At 73.8% G+C, this 16,183-nt stretch carries 16 protein-coding genes; 6 read left to right on the forward strand and 10 right to left on the reverse strand.

The features are described from left to right. Positions 1 to 17 precede the first annotated feature (17 nt). The 4 genes from ACWERV_RS14785 to ACWERV_RS14800 all read right to left on the reverse strand — a co-directional run bounded on the left by ACWERV_RS14785 (position 18) and on the right by ACWERV_RS14800 (position 3,606). Positions 18 to 422 carry a hypothetical protein gene (locus ACWERV_RS14785; RefSeq protein ID WP_452932856.1) on the reverse strand — a complete coding sequence of 135 codons (405 nt, stop codon included), beginning with the start codon at positions 420 to 422 and terminating at the stop codon, positions 18 to 20. Then, positions 412 to 936 (reverse strand): DUF6879 family protein, encoded by a 525-nt coding sequence (locus ACWERV_RS14790; protein ID WP_452932858.1) that lies wholly within the window; start codon positions 934 to 936, stop codon positions 412 to 414. Before ACWERV_RS14790 ends, ACWERV_RS14785 begins: the two co-directional genes overlap by 11 nt. A 171-nt stretch (positions 937 to 1,107) precedes the next feature. Then, positions 1,108 to 2,394: a phosphatase PAP2 family protein gene (locus tag ACWERV_RS14795; protein ID WP_398176006.1), complete on the reverse strand. Its 1,287-nt coding sequence runs from the start codon at positions 2,392 to 2,394 to the stop codon at positions 1,108 to 1,110. A gap of 366 nt (positions 2,395 to 2,760) precedes the next feature. Continuing rightward, positions 2,761 to 3,606: a lysozyme gene (locus ACWERV_RS14800; RefSeq protein WP_452932859.1), complete on the reverse strand. Its 846-nt coding sequence runs from the start codon at positions 3,604 to 3,606 to the stop codon at positions 2,761 to 2,763. A 356-nt stretch (positions 3,607 to 3,962) separates the two neighbouring features. Between ACWERV_RS14800 and ACWERV_RS14805 the strand changes: the two genes are divergently transcribed. From ACWERV_RS14805 to ACWERV_RS14815, 3 genes are all read left to right on the forward strand, one after another. Beyond that, positions 3,963 to 5,984, forward strand: coding sequence for an ATP-binding cassette domain-containing protein (locus ACWERV_RS14805; RefSeq protein WP_452932861.1), 2,022 nt, complete (start codon positions 3,963 to 3,965; stop codon positions 5,982 to 5,984). A gap of 292 nt (positions 5,985 to 6,276) precedes the next feature. Continuing rightward, positions 6,277 to 6,852, forward strand: a complete 576-nt coding sequence (locus ACWERV_RS14810; RefSeq protein ID WP_452932863.1) for a PadR family transcriptional regulator — start codon at positions 6,277 to 6,279, stop codon at positions 6,850 to 6,852. 85 nt (positions 6,853 to 6,937) lie between these two features. Next, complete coding sequence (locus tag ACWERV_RS14815) at positions 6,938 to 7,945, forward strand: tyrosine-protein phosphatase (protein WP_452932865.1); 1,008 nt, start codon at positions 6,938 to 6,940, stop codon at positions 7,943 to 7,945. Between the two features lie 72 nt (positions 7,946 to 8,017). Here ACWERV_RS14815 and ACWERV_RS14820 read toward each other — a convergent pair whose 3' ends face one another. The 6 genes from ACWERV_RS14820 to ACWERV_RS14845 are packed head-to-tail and all read right to left on the reverse strand — an operon-like array spanning position 8,018 to position 12,876. Further along, complete coding sequence (locus tag ACWERV_RS14820; protein ID WP_452932867.1) at positions 8,018 to 9,085, reverse strand: FAD-dependent monooxygenase; 1,068 nt, start codon at positions 9,083 to 9,085, stop codon at positions 8,018 to 8,020. Next, positions 9,085 to 9,933 (reverse strand): class I SAM-dependent methyltransferase, encoded by an 849-nt coding sequence (locus tag ACWERV_RS14825; protein ID WP_398174247.1) that lies wholly within the window; start codon positions 9,931 to 9,933, stop codon positions 9,085 to 9,087. The genes ACWERV_RS14820 and ACWERV_RS14825 overlap by 1 nt, the downstream gene beginning before the upstream one ends. Beyond that, a complete protein-coding gene (locus ACWERV_RS14830; protein WP_398174244.1) occupies positions 9,933 to 10,580 on the reverse strand; it encodes a response regulator in 648 nt (215 codons plus the stop codon). Before ACWERV_RS14830 ends, ACWERV_RS14825 begins: the two co-directional genes overlap by 1 nt. Next, positions 10,577 to 11,263 carry a sensor histidine kinase gene (locus tag ACWERV_RS14835; RefSeq protein WP_452932870.1) on the reverse strand — a complete coding sequence of 229 codons (687 nt, stop codon included), beginning with the start codon at positions 11,261 to 11,263 and terminating at the stop codon, positions 10,577 to 10,579. Before ACWERV_RS14835 ends, ACWERV_RS14830 begins: the two co-directional genes overlap by 4 nt. Then, positions 11,263 to 11,964, reverse strand: a complete 702-nt coding sequence (locus tag ACWERV_RS14840) for a class I SAM-dependent methyltransferase (RefSeq protein ID WP_452932872.1) — start codon at positions 11,962 to 11,964, stop codon at positions 11,263 to 11,265. Before ACWERV_RS14840 ends, ACWERV_RS14835 begins: the two co-directional genes overlap by 1 nt. Before the next feature lie 60 nt (positions 11,965 to 12,024). Further along, the gene (locus tag ACWERV_RS14845) at positions 12,025 to 12,876 is read right to left on the reverse strand and encodes an SAM-dependent methyltransferase (protein ID WP_398174235.1); all 852 of its coding nucleotides are present in this window, start codon (positions 12,874 to 12,876) and stop codon (positions 12,025 to 12,027) included. Positions 12,877 to 13,099: 223 nt separating this feature from the next. Here ACWERV_RS14845 and ACWERV_RS14850 point away from each other — a divergent pair, with 223 nt between their 5' ends. From ACWERV_RS14850 to ACWERV_RS14860, 3 genes are read left to right on the forward strand one after another with little or no spacing between them, the layout of a single operon-like run. Further along, a complete protein-coding gene (locus tag ACWERV_RS14850) occupies positions 13,100 to 13,348 on the forward strand; it encodes an acyl carrier protein (RefSeq protein ID WP_159011933.1) in 249 nt (82 codons plus the stop codon). Beyond that, positions 13,345 to 14,661, forward strand: a complete 1,317-nt coding sequence (locus ACWERV_RS14855; protein WP_452932874.1) for a beta-ketoacyl-[acyl-carrier-protein] synthase family protein — start codon at positions 13,345 to 13,347, stop codon at positions 14,659 to 14,661. The genes ACWERV_RS14850 and ACWERV_RS14855 overlap by 4 nt, the downstream gene beginning before the upstream one ends. Continuing rightward, positions 14,658 to 15,914, forward strand: coding sequence for a beta-ketoacyl synthase N-terminal-like domain-containing protein (locus ACWERV_RS14860; protein WP_452932876.1), 1,257 nt, complete (start codon positions 14,658 to 14,660; stop codon positions 15,912 to 15,914). Before ACWERV_RS14855 ends, ACWERV_RS14860 begins: the two co-directional genes overlap by 4 nt. Positions 15,915 to 16,183 lie beyond the last annotated feature (269 nt).

Below are 16,183 nucleotides of genomic sequence, written 5' to 3' on the forward strand. Positions count from 1 at the left end.
CCCGGGGGGGCCGGGGCTCAGCGGTCGGCCATGAGGTCGTCCTCCACCGCCGGTCGGACGCGGGCGAGCAGAGCCGCCGCCTCCTCGCGGGGGAGGACGCGGTCGAGGGTGAGCGACGGGGGCATGTGGCGGAAGACACGGCCGTTGGCCATGCCGAACAGGCCGTTGTCCCCGATGCCGCTCATGGTCAGTGCGTAGCCGTTCCCGGAGGCGGGGTCGAGAACGGTCAGCGGCTCGTCGTCGAGGACGGAGGCGAGCTGCCCGACCCAGGCGGCCCGTTGCGAGCGCTCGGCCAGCTCGGGACCCGAGGCGCGCAGGCTCTCCCGCAGATCCGGGGCCACCGCAGCCCGGAAGCGGACGTCGGCCAGGACGGTCAGCATCGGCAGGAGCCAGTCCTCCAGGGTCCCGGGATCAAGCGTCAAAGCCCTTCACGTACTCCTCGAACGGCACCGACGCGGCCACCGCGATGCGCTGGTACTCGGCGAAGGGCGCCGGGTCGCCGTCGTGGACCTCGCGGTTGATCTGGCGCCCGTCCGGCGCGTAGTTCATCAGCACCACTTCCGCGCCGTCGAAGATCCAGAAGTCCTGGACGCCGTCCAGGGGATTCGTCCGGTCCGTCACGTCCAGAATGCGAATCTCTTCACCGGCCAGCGCATGGGGCGCGTAGTACTGGGAGAACTCGAAGCGCAGGTACGGCGAGAGCGGTCGGCTGAGGATGTGGACGCGCCCTTGCGAGCGTCCTTCTGCGACCTGTCGGCGGAGCCGGTCCGTGTACTCGTTCGAGACTGCCCGGGGGTCGATGCGGGCCCCGGCGCGGAACGCCGCGAACTCCTCTTTTTCCTGCGGCATGAGGTATTGCGGAAGCGTCTCCAGGCGCCAGGCCTCCCGCCGGAATCCCTGGAAGCGGGCTGCCCATTCCTCACCGGCCAAGAGCACGAAAGGCCTCCCTCAAGATCTCCACCGCGATGTCCACGGGAGCTTCCCGGCCGGGTGCCGTGAAGGCGTGTGGCAGACGCTACGGGCGGAGCACCGGGGGCGTCCATGCGGAGACCCCGAAAGTGGCGTCACCGCGTCCTCATGGCCCGTGCGGGCCGGGAGGGGGCACGGTCAGACCAGGACGGGGGTCGGCTCCGGGTGGGGGTGGGGGGTCGGGGAGGGGGTCCAGGGGCGGGTGGTGCGGATGTAGGCGGTGATCACCGAGAGCAGCGCCAGGATCAGCAGGGGGCCGAAGAGCCAGGCGTGGTGGGCCATCTGCATCGGGAGGTAGCGGTAGGCGAGCAGCAGGGCGGTGAAGACGGTCGTGCCGTAGGCGACGAGGGCGAGGCCGCGGGGGTCGAGGCCGCGGTCGAGGGTGCGCAGGGCGGCCTCGATCGTGAGGGAGAAGACAGCGCCCGCGACGAGGTCCACGCCGTAGTGGTAGCCGAAGCCGAGGGTGGCCAGCAGGGTCGCGACGAGCCAGAAGGCGCCGGCCCAGCGCAGGGCGCGGGGGCCGCGGCGGGAGTGGATGAAGATCGCGGTGGCCCACGCGGTGTGCAGGCTGGGCATGCAGTTGCGCGGGGTGACCTCGTCGAAGGGCATCGGGTGCGGGGTGGTGAGCGCGGGCGGGGTGTGCGGCCACAGGTTGGCGAGGGCCCAGTGGCCGCCGTCGCCGCCGTACGCGAAGACCGGGCCGACGGTCGGGAAGAGCATGTAGATGCCCGGCCCGAGCAGGCCGATGACCAGGAAGGTGCGCACCAGGTGGTGGCGCGGGAAGCGGCGGTCGGTCGCGACGTGCCGCAGCTGGTAGAAGGCGACGGCGACCGCGGCGACCGCGAGCTGGATGTAGACGTAGTCCAGCAGGTGCTCGCCGACCGGCCCGGTGGCGTGCACCATCCGGCCGACCAGCCACGACGGGTTGCCGAGCGCGCGGTCGGCGGTCTCGGCGTACGGGTCGAGCACCGACGGGCGGGCCTTCGACGTGATGAGCAGCCACGTGTCGCCGACCTTGCGGCCGGTCACCAGCAGCAGTCCCAGCCCGACGCCCTTGAGCAGCAGCTCGCGTTCCCGCCCGGTGCGCCGGGTCAGCGCGATCACGACGACGCCGATGATCACCCACAGCGCCCCGTTGCCGAACGCCGGCTTCGCGCCCACCGCCCAGCGCACCAGCAGGAGGACGGCGTCGATGCCGACCGCCGCGCCGAGCGCGACCGCCCGCTCCCGCCAGGTGAGCACGACCATCATCAGCGCCATGCTCGCGTAGAGCAGGAAGCCGGACTTCGGCGCGAAGACGACCTCGCGCACCTGGTTGGTGACCGGCCCCGGCAGGTCGTAGTGCCGGGCGGCGATCTCCATCCCGGCCATGAAGAGCGCGGTCACCACCCCGGCGACGCCCCACAGCCATCCCGGCACCCGGATCGGTTTCACCGGCGCGGCCGCCTGCACCGCGTGCGCGGAGTTCGCGGCGGGCGTCGCTTCGGTGGAACGGTCCGGGTGCCGGGGTGACCGGGTCTGCCGGGGTATTCGGGCCCGTATTCGCGAGGGTATCCGCGTCAACGGACTGGCCTGTTTGTCATGGTGGGACTGGATATCGCGTTTTTCATGCCGTAATGCGGTGCTTTCCGGTGAACGGGCGGCGAAGGAGAATCGTCATGGGCTCGAACATGTTAACGGAACACGACGAGCGGGTGCCGCTGCCCGGGTATGACGGAGCCCCCGTCCGCTACGCGCGTAGCGGACGGGGGCTCCGGTCTGCTCCGGCGGCGTGCTGCCGCCGGGGCGGGGTCAGCCGTTGGCCAGGGCCTGCACCCGGCTGAAGTCGCCGTTGAAGGCGTCCTGGTCGCCCGGGAAGACGCCGCTGTCGGCGTACTGCCAGATCGTCTGGTAGGGCCACTTGTACGGCATGGTGCCGGGGCTGCCGTTGTAATTGGCCAGCGCCAGCGGGTTGGTGGAGGAGAAGTCGCCCGTGTTGCCGGTGCACTGGCTCCACCAGCTCGTCGCCGTGTAGATCACCGGCCAGCGGCTGGTCTTCGCGTGGTATTCGTTGCTGAAGGACAGGATCCAGTTGACCATTCCGGCCGCCGACAGGCCGTAGCAGCTCGCGCCGTACGGATTCCACTCGATGTCGAGCATGCCGGGCAGCGTCTTGCCGTCCTTCGACCAGCCGCCGCCGTGGGCGACGAAGTAGTCCGCCTGCGTGGCGCCCGAGGACGTGTTCGGGGTCGCGAAGTGGTACGAGCCGCGGATGAGGCCCGCGTTGTACGAACCGTTGTACTGCTGGGTGAAGTACGGGTTCGTGTACGACGTGGACTCCGTCGCCTTGACGTACGCGAAGCGCGCCCCGTTCGCCGCGACCGAGGCCCAGTTGACGTTGCCCTGGTAGCCGCTGACGTCGAGGCCGGGCGTGCCCGCGACGTTCGGGGTGAGGGTGAGGTGGCTCGTGTCCGCGGAGGCGGACTGGTGCTTGGCGGTCTGCGACCCGGCCCAGTCCAGCTCGGGGTGGGTGATCGGGTTCTTGGCGGCGTGCGAGGGGGCGGCCGCGGCCGGTATTGCGGTGGCACCGAGGGCGGCACAGGCCAGGACCGCGCAGGCGGCGAACCCGCGGGAACTGACAGGGGCATGCCAAATCATGGATTCCTCCGGACAGGAAGGGAGTTCCGGGTGGGGGGTGTGGGGACGGCATCGTCCAAGCCAAGAGTGAAGGTAACTTTCGTCCCGCACAAGGCGCATGAAAAAAAACTTCCACGCGCCGGGCGCGGGGTGGCGGCGTGCGGGTGCCGCGCGGAGCGCTCGGCAAGGGGTCGCCCTCCGCACAGGGCGGTCCCCGCGCCCCTCCGGGACGTACCGGCGTACGCCATATGCGGGGGGCATGCGTCCGCGCGCCGGACGGGGTTTGCGGCGGGGGCCCTGCCGGGGCGGGCGGCGGGAGCACACTGGTGGGCCGGATCGCGGCTGCCGTGCCCGCGGCCGAACACAAGGGGCGGGTCATGACGAAGCGGACGTCGGGCTTACCGAAGCAGGGTGCGGCCGGTGTCGGGGAGGCGGCGGGGGCGCCCGGGTCGGCCGAGGGGGCTTCCCGGGCCGAGGGGGCTTCCCGGGTCGAGGGGGCGGCGGCCGGGGCGCCCGGCGCCGTGAAGGCCGTCACCGAGGAGTTGCGGCTGGACCTTCCCGCCGACCGGCGGCTGGAGGCCGGGAAGTCGATCACGCTCGGGGCGATGGCCCGCCGCCTGCCGCAGCTGATCGCCCGCGCGCTGGGCATGGCGTGGCAGGTGGACCGCGCCGCGGTCGTCGCGCTGCTGGTGTGCCAGGTGGTGTCCGGGGTGCTGGAGGCGCTGGGCCTGCTGGCGATGACGGGCACGATCACCGCCGTCATCGCGTCGGGCCATGTCGCCGCCCGCCTGCACCAGGCCGCGCCCTCGCTCGTCCTGCTGGCCTCGGCGGCGGGGCTGCGCGCGGTGCTGGCCATCGCGGTCACCGCGCTGTCCACCCGGCTGGCGCCGCGGATCTCCCGTGAGGCGGAGCTGCGGCTGCTGGACGCGGCGACGCACGCGGAGCTGGCGGCGTACGACCACCCCGGCTACAACGACCGCTGGGACGCGGCCGACCGCGGGGTGGAGGTCTCGCAGGAGATGCTCAACCAGTCGCAGAGCGTGCTGGCGGCCGCGGCGTCGCTGGTCGCGGCGGCCGCGGTGCTGACGACCGTCCACCCGGTGCTGCTGCCGCTGCTGGTGCTCGCCTCGGCCCCGCAGGCGGTCGCGGGCGTGCGGGCGGCCCGGCTGACGTACCTGACGTCGCTGGACACGATGAAGGACCGGCGGCTGCTGGGCATCCTGCGCTGGTACCTGGTCGACAAGCAGAACGCCGACCAGATCCGCTCGGGCACGATGGCGGGCTTCCTGCTGGGCAAGTACCGCGCGGCCGGGGCGCGGGTGGACGCGGCGACCGACCGGGCGGCGTGGCGGGCGGCGAAGATGGCGTTCGCCGGGAGCCTGGCGGGCGGTGCGGCCTCGGGCGCGGTGTGGGCGACGCTGCTGTGGCTCATCGCGACGGGACGGGTGTCGGTCGCGGCGGCCGGGACGGCGACGTTCGCGCTGCGCTCGGTGGGGTCGGGGCTGCGCGGGGTCGTCGGCTACGGGGCGATCATCTTCCGTACCGGCATGTACCTCGACGACTGGTCGGACTTCCTGGACGAGGCCGGCGGCCACCGCGTCGTCCGCGGCGACACCGTCCCGCACGGCCCGGCCGTCGTCCGCACCGACGCCCTCGGCTACACCTACCCGCACGCCGAGCGGCCCGCGCTCGACGGGGTCAGCCTGGAGGTGCGGCGCGGCGAGGTCCTCGCGCTGGTCGGCGAGAACGGCTCGGGCAAGACCACGCTGAGCAAGCTGCTGGCCGCGCTCTACCTGCCCGGCGCGGGCAGCGTGACGTGGGACGGCGCCGACACCCGCACGCTCGACGCGCAGGCGGCCTGGCGGCGGGTCGCGGTCGTCCCGCAGGAGTACGCGCGGTGGCCGCTGACGGCCCGCGAGAACATCACCCTCGGCCAGCCCCTCCCGGCCGCGGACGACGCCGTGCGCGCCGCGGCGCTGGCCTCCGGCGCCGACGACGTCATGGACTCGCTCCGCTCGGGCCTCGACACCCTGCTGGCCCGCGAGTGGTGGGGCGGCCAGGAGCTGTCCGGCGGGCAGTGGCAGCGCGTGGCGCTGGCCCGCGCCTTCCACCGGGACGCGGGCCTGCTCGTCCTCGACGAGCCCACCGCCGCCCTCGACCCGCGCGCCGAGCACCGGATCTTCACCGGCCTGCGCACCCTGGCCGCCGACCGCGCGGTCGTCCTCGTCACGCACCGGCTGACCAACGTCACCGTCGCCGACAAGATCGCCGTCCTCGACCGCGGCCGCCTCGTCCAGTACGGCACCTTCGCCGAGCTGCGCGACCGGCCCGGACTTTTCCACGACCTGTGGATACTCCAGAACGACCGCGAGACCGAGCCCGCGCCGACCGCACGGTGACCCCGGGGCGACCCCGGGCGACCCCCGGGCTCAGTCCTTGCGGTCGCTGTGCTGGTACTTCGTGCCGCCGATGAGCACGAGCAGCGTGCCGACGCAGATCGCGATCACCGCCAGCGAGAAACCGATCGTCTCCAGCGCCCTCATCGCACCGCCCTCCTCCCACTCTCCTTCCTCACCGTCGCACACGTGCGCGCGGGCGGCATTCCGGACGAGGGGCAGCGCGGGCGGGGGCGCGAAGGGTATAGTCGAAGTCGGGTAATCGACATCGGTCACCGGGGAGAGGGGGGGCGGGATGGCGGCGCGCGCGGTGCGCAGTCCGCTCACGCTCGCGGTGCTGAGCCTGCTCAGGGAGCGGCCGCGGCATCCGTACGAGATCCAGGCACTCGTGCGCGAGCGGCATGTGGACCAGGTCGTGAAGATGCGCGGCGGGTCGCTCTACGACGCCATCCGGCGGCTCGCCGAGGCCGGGCTCGTCACGAGCGTGACGTCGGAGCGGGCGGGCGCGCGGCCGGAGCGGACGGTGTACGCGATCACCGACGAGGGCGTCGCCGTCGCCGACGCCCTCGTACGGGACTACCTGCGCACACCCGCGCAGGACTTCCCCGTCTTCGTCACCGGCCTCGCCCACGTCCTCGACCTCGACCCCGCGACCGCCGCCGCCCTGCTGCGCGAGCGGCGCGGCGCGATCCGGGCCGAGCACGACCGCGTCGCCGCCCAGCTCGCCGCCGACACCGCGGACCTGCCGCAGGTCGTGACGCTGGAGGCCGACTACGCCCAGGCGCTGCGGGTCGCCGAGCTGGCCTGGCTGGACCGCACCGCCGCCGCGATCGAGGCGGGTGACCTGCCCTGGCCGGAAGGCCGTACGTAGCCCCGAACCGCACCGCACCGCACCGCGCACGACGAACGCACCGGCGAGACGCACCGGCGAAACGCACCGACGAGCGGAGGAGCACATGGGAACGGTCGTGTTGGCGGTCGACGTGGTGCGCGGCGCCACGGGCGGGCTCGACGTGACGTGGGAGGCGGCGGGACCGGGCGCCGTGGAGGTCGCGGTCGGGGCGACGCCCGAGGCGGCCGGCAGCGGCCCGCCCGTCGCCCGCGTCGCGGACGGCGCCGCCCGCCGGGTCGCCCTCGACGGCCTCGGCCCCGGGCGCCACTACGTACGTGTCGGCCCCGCGGGCGGCGGGCCCGCCGTGCTCGGCGCCGAACGCGTCCTGCCGCTGGAGGGCGCGACCAACTTCCGCGACCTCGGCGGCTATCCCACGCTGGACGGCGGCCGCACCCGCTGGGGCCTGGTCTTCCGGGCCGACGCCCCCGACCGCCTCACCCCCGCCGACCTCGCCGCCCTCACCCCCCTCGGCCTGCGGGTGGCCTACGACCTGCGCACCCCCGAGGAGCGCGCCAAGGCCCCCTCGGCGCTCCCGGCGGCCGTCCGGCACGAGCCGTACGACATCGGCGGCGACGCGTCCCGCACCTCGCTGCTCGGCGACCTCTTCCGGGCCGGACGGCTCGACGCCCTGCCCGACGACTTCCTGCACCGCGTCTACCTCGACATGGCCGACCAGGACGCCGCGACCTTCGGCCGTGTCCTCACCGGCCTCGCCGCCCCGGACGGGGCCCCCGCCCTCGTGCACTGCACCGCGGGCAAGGACCGCACCGGCATGGCGGCCGCCCTCCTGCTGTCGGCCCTCGGCGTCCCGACGGCCGCGGTGCTGGACGACTACACGCTCAGCCGCCGCCACTACAGCGAGCGGCGGCTGACCGCGATGCTGCCGCGGCTGCGCCGCCTCGGCCTCGACGAATCCCGCTACCATGCCGTCTTCGGCGCCCCGCGCTCCGCGATGGAGCACACGCTGGCCGCGCTGCGCGACCGCCACGGCTCGGTCGCGGGCTATCTGACCGACCGCTGCGGGGTGACCGCCGGGACGCTGGCCGCGCTGCGCGAGCGGCTGGTGGTGTGAGGCGGTGGGTGCGACGCGGACGCCGAAGGGGCGCGGCAGGTGCGCCGCGCCCCTTCGGTGTGTCCGGCCCGCTCAGACGCGGGAGGGCCAGTCGATGCGATGGTCCAGCACCCAGTCCAGGGAGTTGTCGGGCAGGCCCGCGTCGAGCTTGGCGGCCGACGCGCGGGCGCCGAGCGCGACGACGGCCTCGACACGGCCGCGCCGCAACTCCTCGTAGCGCGCGGGGGCCTGGCCCCACGGCAGGTCGCGCAGGCACTGGGCGAGGACCACGGCGTCCTCCAGGGCCATGGACGAGCCCTGGCCGGAGGTGGGCGTCGTGGCGTGGGCGGCGTCGCCGAGCAGCACCAGGCGGTCGCGGTGCCAGACGGGGACGGTGGGCAGGTCGTGGGTGGCGAGCGCGTACAGGTCGGTGTAGGTCGCGCGGATCACGTCGGCGACGAAGGGCGGGGCGGCGGCGAAGGTGTCCAGGAGGCGGGCGGTGAGGGCGGCGCGGTCCATCGCGGCCAGCTCGGCGCGGGACGGCTCGGCGCCCCACGGCAGGTTCGCGAACCACCACACCTCGCGGCTGCCGGAGACGGTGTAGCCGAAGAAGCCCTTGCGGGTGGGGACGAACTGGAGCTGGGCCGGATCGCCCGGGGCGTCCACGCCGGAGGCGAAACCGCCGAGGTTGAGCAGGGGGATGTAGCGGGTGCCGGGCGCGTCCGGGTCGATGAGGGTCCGGGTGCGCGAGTGGATGCCGTCGCAGCCGACGAGCAGGTCGCCGGAGAGCGCGGGGCCCTCGGCGAAGCGCGCGACCACGCCGTCCGCGAAGGTGTCCGCGCCGACCAGCTTGCGGTCGTGCACGATCCGGGCGCCGGCCGCCACCGCGGCCTCCCGCAGCACCCGGTAGAGGCCCGCCCGGCGGATCGGCGCGAAGCCGGAGGGGCCCGCGGCGCCCGCCAGCGACTCGCGCAGCACCGCCTCCTTCAGGCCCAGCACGTCCAGGGCGGCCAGGCCGTTGGGGGCGACCATGACCCACAGCCCGGCGTCCTTGTCCTCGGCCGGGCGGGCCTCGCAGACGGTGACCTCCGCGCCGATCGCACGCAGCGCGACAGCGGTGGCCGGACCGGCCACCCCGCCGCCGATGACCAGGGCGTGCATCACTGGCTCCTCTCGTCGTGGGGGGTACGGGCGTGCACGATGCGGCCGCCGAACAGGTCGGGCAGCGCCGGATCGAGGTCGTAGCGCGTCACGCAGTCCCGCCAGCCGACGTCGACGATGCTGCCGAAGCCCGCGTCGGCCAGCTCCGCGGCGATCTCCGGCGGGGTGAAGAAGGACCGCCACGGCTCGCCCATCCGCGCCATCGCCTCGGCCTGCGCGGCGAGCGCGGGCCTGCGGTGCGCGGGCAGCGCGGCGGCGGGCTGGTTGTAGTCGAAGACCAGCTCGGCGGGCGCGGGCAGTCCCGCGACGAAGCGCGCGGTCTCCAGCAGCGCCTCCCGCTCCAGGTACGGCGCCACCCCGAGCAGCAGGAAGAACGCCGGTGACGTCCGGTCGAACCCGGCGGACAGCAGGGCCGATTCGGCGGTCTGCTCGGCGAAGTCGGCGGGGCAGAAGACGACCGTGTCGGGCACGTCGATGCCCGCCGCGGCCAGCCGCTCGCGCTTCCACGCCTGCGTGGCGGGCAGATCGACCTCGAAGACCCGCAGCGCGGGATTGCGGTTGCGGTACGCGAAGGTGTCCAGGCCCGCCCCGAGGATGACCACCTGCCGGGTGCGGGTCGCGGCCAGCAAAGCGTCCTCCGCGACCCGGTGGCGCAGCGCCATGAACAGCCGTACCTCGGCGGGCATGCCGTGCGGCACACCCGCGGCGGGTCTGCCCGGCCCCGTGGCGGCGGGCAGGATGCGCGCCGCCAGCGGGTCGGCGAAGACCCGCGCGGAGTCCGCCGTCTGGTGCGCGGCGCGGGCGTGCGCCGAACTCATCGCGGTGCGGCTGGGGCGGCCGGTGGGCATCAGCGCTCTCCTCCTGTCGTGGTCAGCCGCAACCGCCGTGCGTGGCTGATCAGTTCGGCCCGGCGGCTGACGCCGAGCTTGACCTTGATCGAGGCCCGCTGGGCCTCGACGGTGCGGACGGACAGGCCCAGTTCGTCGGCGATCTGCGGGTGGGTGAGGCCGTCGGCGATCAGGCCCAGCACCTCGCGTTCGCGGCGGCTGAGCGGCCCGTCGCAGCCCCCGGGGCGGTCCAGCAGGGCCGCGCCGAGGGCGGGTTGGAGGTAACGGCCGCCGGCCGCGAGCGCGTCGACGGCGGCGACCAGCTCCTCGGCGGCGGCGTCCTTGGTGAGGAAGCCGTGGGCCCCGGCGGCGAGCGCGTCGCGCGCGCAGTCCAGGTCGTTGCGCATGGTCAGGACGAGCACCCGGGTGGCCGGGGACAGCGCCCGTACGGTCGGCAGCACGGGGAGGCTGAGGGTGCCGGGGAAGTTCAGGTCGAGCAGCAGCACGTCGGGGCGGTGCCGGCGGACCTGCGCGACGGTGCCGGGCAGGTCGGCGGCCTCGCCCGCGATGCGGTAGCGCTCGCCGTCCAGCAGGGTGCGGATGCCGTACCGGACGACCGGGTGGTCGTCGCAGATGAGGATGCTCGGGGCGGGCCCGGGGCGGTTCATCGCCGGGACCTCCCGTCGGGGGCGGGGCGCGGCTCCCTGGGCAGCGAGAGCGTCAGGGAGGTGCCGTCGCCGCCGGACCGCACGGCCAGGTAGCCGCCCGCGGCCCGCGCCCGCGCATAGCTCGCGCCGAGCCCGAAGTGGCCGCGGGAGGCGGCTTCTTGGGCGGCCTGGAAGCCGTGGCCGTCGTCCGAGACGACGCACACCAGGCGGCTGCGCGAGGACGCCAGCGACACCCACGCGTGCGCGGCGCCGCTGTGCCGGGCGGTGTTGTGCAGGGCCTCCCGCACGATCCGGTACGCGACCAGGTCGTTGCCCGCCCAACTGCCGGACGCGGTGGTGTGGTTGTCGACGCGGATCCGCACGCCGGTCGTGGACTCCAGGTGCGCGGCGGTCGCGGCGAGCGCGGTGGGCAGGTCCTCGTGGGGCGGGGCGTCGGGCGCGTCCGTGAGGTCCGCGGACCCCGGCGCCTCCTCGTGTCGGTCGTCCGTGTGCTGGGCGTCCGCGACGAGCCGCCGCAGGCCCGCGATCTCGCCGTCCAACAGCTCGCGCAGGGCCTCGCCGACGTCGCGGGGGAGCGGGCCGGGCGCGGCGAGCGCCCGGCCCAGCCGGATCCGGGCCACGGCCAGGCCCTGGAGCACACCGTCGTGCAGCACCTGGGCGGGGACGGACGGTTCGGCGCCCATCACGCCCCCGGGTGGCGCGCGGCGAACAGGCAGACCGTCCCGGAGCGGACCGTCTCGACGTCGGTGAAGCGCGCGCCGAGCTGCTCGGTGAGGTCGTCCATCCGGTCGTCGAGGTTGCTGAAGACCTCGCTGCGGTTGAGCTTGGCCAGCAGCTTGCCGGAGCGCTTGCTGTGGTGCGGGCCCAGGCCCAGCACAGTGGCGCCGAACACCCGCGCGCCGGGCCGCAGATGGGGTGTGACGTGGTCGAAGACCACCGCCTTCTGCGCCATCGTGCCCGGCAGGCAGTGCAGCAGGAAGTTCATGCCGACCGAGTCGTAGCGCGCGCCGCCCAGGGTGTCGAACGGGTGGAACGCGTCACCGGTGCGGACCTCGGGCCGGTAGCGCCGGATGCGGTGCGCGGCCGTGGCGAGGACCACCTCGTTGAGGTCGAGCAGGGTGATCGACGGGGAATCCACCGGAAATCTGCATTTGTCCATGAACCATCCGGTGCCCGGCCCGATATCGAGATGCGCGGCCCCGGTGTGGCGGTTGTAGTGTGCCAGCATTCTGCCGCGCGGGCAGCGCCACATGAAGCGGCTCATCATGCCGAGCACGAAGAGGTCGTACGCGGCGAGCATGGGACGCCGATAGGACTCGGCCCCCGCCCGAATGCGCTCCTGCGTCGGTTCGGAAAGTTCGGTCTGCGCGTGGTTCGATTCCATGGCAGTCAATCCCTCGGCGTCCTCGTCGGCATCCTGTGCGGCGTCCTCGGCCCGGACGTGTCAGACGCGGGTCGCGGTGACGAACTGGCCGCCCGGCAGCCGCCCGTCGGGCCGCCCGTAGCGCGCGCCCAGCTCGCCGCGGTCGGTCACGTGCAGGCTCCAGCCCTGCCCCGCGACCCAGTCCCGCCCCTCCGGGCCGAGGCCGCCGCGGACCATCGCGCTGATCCGGTCCGCGCCCGGCGTGCTGAGGGCGGCGTTCTTCGCCCGCGGGTCGGGGCCGGCCTTGTCGGAGTGCTCGAAGACCAGCCTGCTGCCCGGCGCGGACAGCCGCCCGACGTCCCCGACGACCTTCCGCGCCTGCTCGCCGGTGAGGTACGGCAGCACGCCCTCGGCGACCCACGCGGTCGGCCGGGCGGGGTCGAAGGCCTGCCCGGCGAGCCGGGCGGCGAAGTCCTCGCGCAGGTCGGCGTGCACGGCGGTGCGTGAGCGGGCGGTCGGCTTCGCGCCCGCGGCGGCGAGCACCGCGTCCTTGAAGCCGAAGACGGACGGGGTGTCGACCTCGTACACGTCGGCGTCCGGCACCGGCAGCCGGAAGGCGCGCGCGTCGAGCCCGGCGCCGAGGATGACGACCTGGCGGCAGCCGGCGGCCACCGCCTCGCACACGTAGTCGTCGATGAAGCGGGTGCGGACGACCCCGCGGGAGTAGAACAGGTCGACCCACGCCTCCAGCGAGGGCCACTCGTCCGGCTCCAGCACGTCCTTGGCCGCGTCCACGAACCCCTGCGCGTAGGGGTCGTGGAACATCCGGTCGGGGCGGGCGGATTCCAGCGCGCGGGCCATCGCGACCGCGACCGAGGTGACCCCGGCGCCGGCCGGCGCCGTGGATACGGAGGCCGCTGCTGACGAGTCCATTACCGTCTCCTCGCAATCGGGAAATCAATTGACGCCAGTGAAGCACCGGCCCGGAAATTGCGTCAATAATTCCCCCGGTCGGCAAGGCTTCGTCCCCGAGGATGGGCGCGCCTCGTTCGCGGGTATGAGCCGATTTAGTTCTCTGGGCTGAAGATATTCCGGCTGGATATTGCGTAACCTGAGTCGCCGGGTTCGTTGCTGGAAATGTGAAAGGGGATTCGCTGTGCCGACATTCACAATTAACGAGCTGATGGAGATCCTGGTCGTCAAAACCGGACTGCCCCGCTCCGCGGTGACCGCAGACCCCGGCGCCACGCTCAGCGACGTCGATCTCGACTCGCTGGCGCAGCTCCAGGTCAGGGCGGAGATCGAGGACCGCTACGGGATCGCGCTGGAGGACGAGCACGCCCACGCGACCTTCGGCGAGCTGGTGGCGCTGGTCAACGAGGGACTGAGCGAGCGGGCACGATGAGCGGCCCGCTGAGCGGCCCCGCCGGCACGTCAGCGGCCGGGGGACGGCGGATCGTGGTGACCGGAATCGGGGTGGTCGCCCCCGGCGGGGCCACCCGCAAGGCCTTCTGGCAGATGCTCACCGACGGGCGTACCGCCACCCGGCGGATCTCGCTGTTCAACCCCGCGCAGTTCCGCTCCCAACTGGCGGCGGAGGTCGACTTCGACCCGCTGGCCGCCGGTCTGACCCGGCAGGAGGTCTTCCGCAACGACCGCTCCGTGCAGTTCGCGCTGGTCGCCGCCGACGAGGCGGTCGCCGACTCCGGCCTGGAACTGGACGCCGCCGGACCCGGCGGCGTGGACCACGACCGGATGGCGGTGTGCCTGGGCAGCGCGGTCGGCGCGAGCACCCGCCTGGAGGACGAGTACGTGGTGGCGAGCGACGGCGGCCGCAACTGGCTCGTCGACCCGCGGTTCGCCTCCGACTTCCTCTACCAGGCGTGGGTCCCCAGCACCCTCGCGGCCGAGGTCGCCTTCCGCTTCGGGGCGCACGGCCCGGCCTCGGTGATCTCCACCGGCTGCACCTCGGGCATCGACGCGCTCGGCCAGGCCTACCAGCTCATCCAGGACGACATGGCCGACATCGTCCTCGCGGGCGCGAGCGACGCGCCCATCACCCCCATCTCCATCGCCTGCTTCGACGCGATCGGCGCCACCAGCACCCGCAACGACGACCCTGAGCACGCCTCCCGCCCCTTCGACGCCACGCGCGACGGCTTCGTGATGGGCGAGGGCTCCGCGGTGCTCGTCCTGGAGGAGTACACGCACGCCCGGCGGCGGGACGCCCACATCTACGCCGAGATCCGCGGCTACGCCAACCGCTGCAACGCCTTCCACATGACCGGACTGCGCCCGGACGGCGCCGAGATGGCCGTCGCCATCCGCAGCGCGCTGGACCAGGCCCGGCTCGACCCCACCGCGCTGGACTACGTCAACGCGCACGGCTCGGGCACCAAGCAGAACGACCGGCACGAGACCGCCGCCTTCAAGGCGAGCCTGGGCGCGCACGCCTACCGGGTGCCGGTCAGCTCCATCAAGTCCATGGTCGGGCACTCGCTCGGCGCGATCGGCTCCATCGAGGTGGCCGCGACCGCGCTGGCGATCGAGCACGACGTCGTGCCGCCCACCGCCAACTACGCCGAGGCCGACCCGCAGTGCGACCTCGACTACGTGCCCAACACCGCGCGCGACCACCGGGTGGACGCGGCGCTGTCGGTCGGCAGCGGCTTCGGCGGCTTCCAGTCGGCCATCGTCCTCACGGCGGTGCCCCGATGACCGCCGTGATCACCGGGCTCGGCGTGGTGGCGCCGACCGGCGTCGGAGCGGACGCGCACTGGCGCGCGACGCTCGCGGGCGAACTGGCGGTGCGCCCGCTCGAATCCTTCGACGCGAGCGGCTACGCCACCCGACTCGCCGGACAGATACCGGACTTCGACGTGGACGCGTACGTACCGGGACGGCTGGCGATCCAGACCGACCGCTGGACGTGGCTCGCCTTCGCCGCGACCGGGATGGCCCTCGCCGACGCGGGCTACGACCCGGCCGCGCACGACCCGTACGCCACCTCCGTGATCCTCGGCAGCGGTTCGGGCGGCAACGAGTTCGGGCAGCGCGAGATCCAGGCTTTGTGGAGCCGGGGCCGCAAGGCGGTCGGCGTCTACCAGTCCATCGCCTGGTTCTACGCCGCCAGCACCGGCCAACTCGCCATCCACCACGGCACCAAGGGCCCCTGCGGGGTGCTGGTCGCGGACGCCGCGTCCGGCATCGACAGCCTCGGCTGGGCGGCCCGCGCCATCCGCCGCGGCACCGGCGCCGTGCTCGCGGGGGGCACCGAGGCGCCGCTCGCCCCGTACGCGCTGACCGCCCAGATGGCGGGCGGCAAGATGTCCACCGCGACCGACCCCAGGGCCGGTTACAAGCCCTTCGACCGCGCCGCGGGCGGCCACGTCCCCGGCGAGGGCGGCGCGGTGCTGCTGGTCGAGGACGAAGAGGCGGTACGGGCCAGGTCCGGCCCGGCCGGATACGGCACCCTCGCCGGATACGCCGCCACCCACGACGCCCACCACTACCGGGACACCGCGCCGGACGGCCGGCAGTACGCCCGCGCGATCGAACTCGCCCTCGCGCGCGCCGGATCGGTCCCGGCCGACATCGACATGGTGCTCGCCGACGGGGCGGGCCGCCCGGACGCCGACGCCGCCGAGGCGCACGCGCTGCGCGCGGTGTTCGGCCCGCACGGCGTCCCCGTCACCGCCCCGCAGGGCCTGGCGGGGCGGCTGCTCGCGGGCGGCTCCGCGCTCAACGTCGCCACCGCGCTGCTGGCGATGCGGGCCGGGGTGATCCCGCCGGTCGGCAACCTCGACGACCCGGACCCGGCGTACGGCCTCGACCTCGTCCGCGCACCGCGCGAACGCCCGCTGCGCACGGTGCTGGTCACCGCGCGCGGCCAGGGCGGCTTCAACAGCGCGGTGGTACTGCGCGGCATCCCGCCGCGCGGCGCGGACTCCCCTGCCACCGGGGGGAGTTGAGCCGACACCGTCGGACCCGGGACGGACGGTACCGATATTCGGTGCAGGTGTGCTTTGGTACGGAGCAGACCGCCCACACTGATTACGTGCACGCGCCGAAGGGGAGCCACCTGCGGATGGCAGAGCTGTCTGTCCCACAAATCCACAGATGGTTTATCACTCTGCGGGGGTCTCGATGGACATTGTACGTGGTTTAGACGATTTGTTGCCTGTGGCAGTTTGTGGTGGTCCTGGCGTGTACCGGGCAGGAATGATGGCGGTCCTGTGCG

The organism is Streptomyces sp. NPDC004031, assembly GCF_053604375.1.

Bases quoted from the DNA above. Each gene is read 5' to 3' on its own strand.
- ACWERV_RS14830 (WP_398174244.1), bottom strand. From the start codon at position 10,580: ATGAACCGCCCCGGGCCCGCCCCGAGCATCCTCATCTGCGACGACCAC.
- ACWERV_RS14860 (WP_452932876.1), top strand. From the start codon at position 14,658: ATGACCGCCGTGATCACCGGGCTCGGCGTGGTGGCGCCGACCGGCGTC.
- ACWERV_RS14825 (WP_398174247.1), bottom strand. From the start codon at position 9,933: ATGCCCACCGGCCGCCCCAGCCGCACCGCGATGAGTTCGGCGCACGCC.
- ACWERV_RS14845 (WP_398174235.1), bottom strand. From the start codon at position 12,876: ATGGACTCGTCAGCAGCGGCCTCCGTATCCACGGCGCCGGCCGGCGCC.
- ACWERV_RS14810 (WP_452932863.1), top strand. From the start codon at position 6,277: ATGGCGGCGCGCGCGGTGCGCAGTCCGCTCACGCTCGCGGTGCTGAGC.
- ACWERV_RS14815 (WP_452932865.1), top strand. From the start codon at position 6,938: ATGGGAACGGTCGTGTTGGCGGTCGACGTGGTGCGCGGCGCCACGGGC.
- ACWERV_RS14800 (WP_452932859.1), bottom strand. From the start codon at position 3,606: ATGATTTGGCATGCCCCTGTCAGTTCCCGCGGGTTCGCCGCCTGCGCG.
- ACWERV_RS14835 (WP_452932870.1), bottom strand. From the start codon at position 11,263: ATGGGCGCCGAACCGTCCGTCCCCGCCCAGGTGCTGCACGACGGTGTG.
- ACWERV_RS14820 (WP_452932867.1), bottom strand. From the start codon at position 9,085: ATGCACGCCCTGGTCATCGGCGGCGGGGTGGCCGGTCCGGCCACCGCT.
- ACWERV_RS14840 (WP_452932872.1), bottom strand. From the start codon at position 11,964: ATGGAATCGAACCACGCGCAGACCGAACTTTCCGAACCGACGCAGGAG.
- ACWERV_RS14855 (WP_452932874.1), top strand. From the start codon at position 13,345: ATGAGCGGCCCGCTGAGCGGCCCCGCCGGCACGTCAGCGGCCGGGGGA.
- ACWERV_RS14805 (WP_452932861.1), top strand. From the start codon at position 3,963: ATGACGAAGCGGACGTCGGGCTTACCGAAGCAGGGTGCGGCCGGTGTC.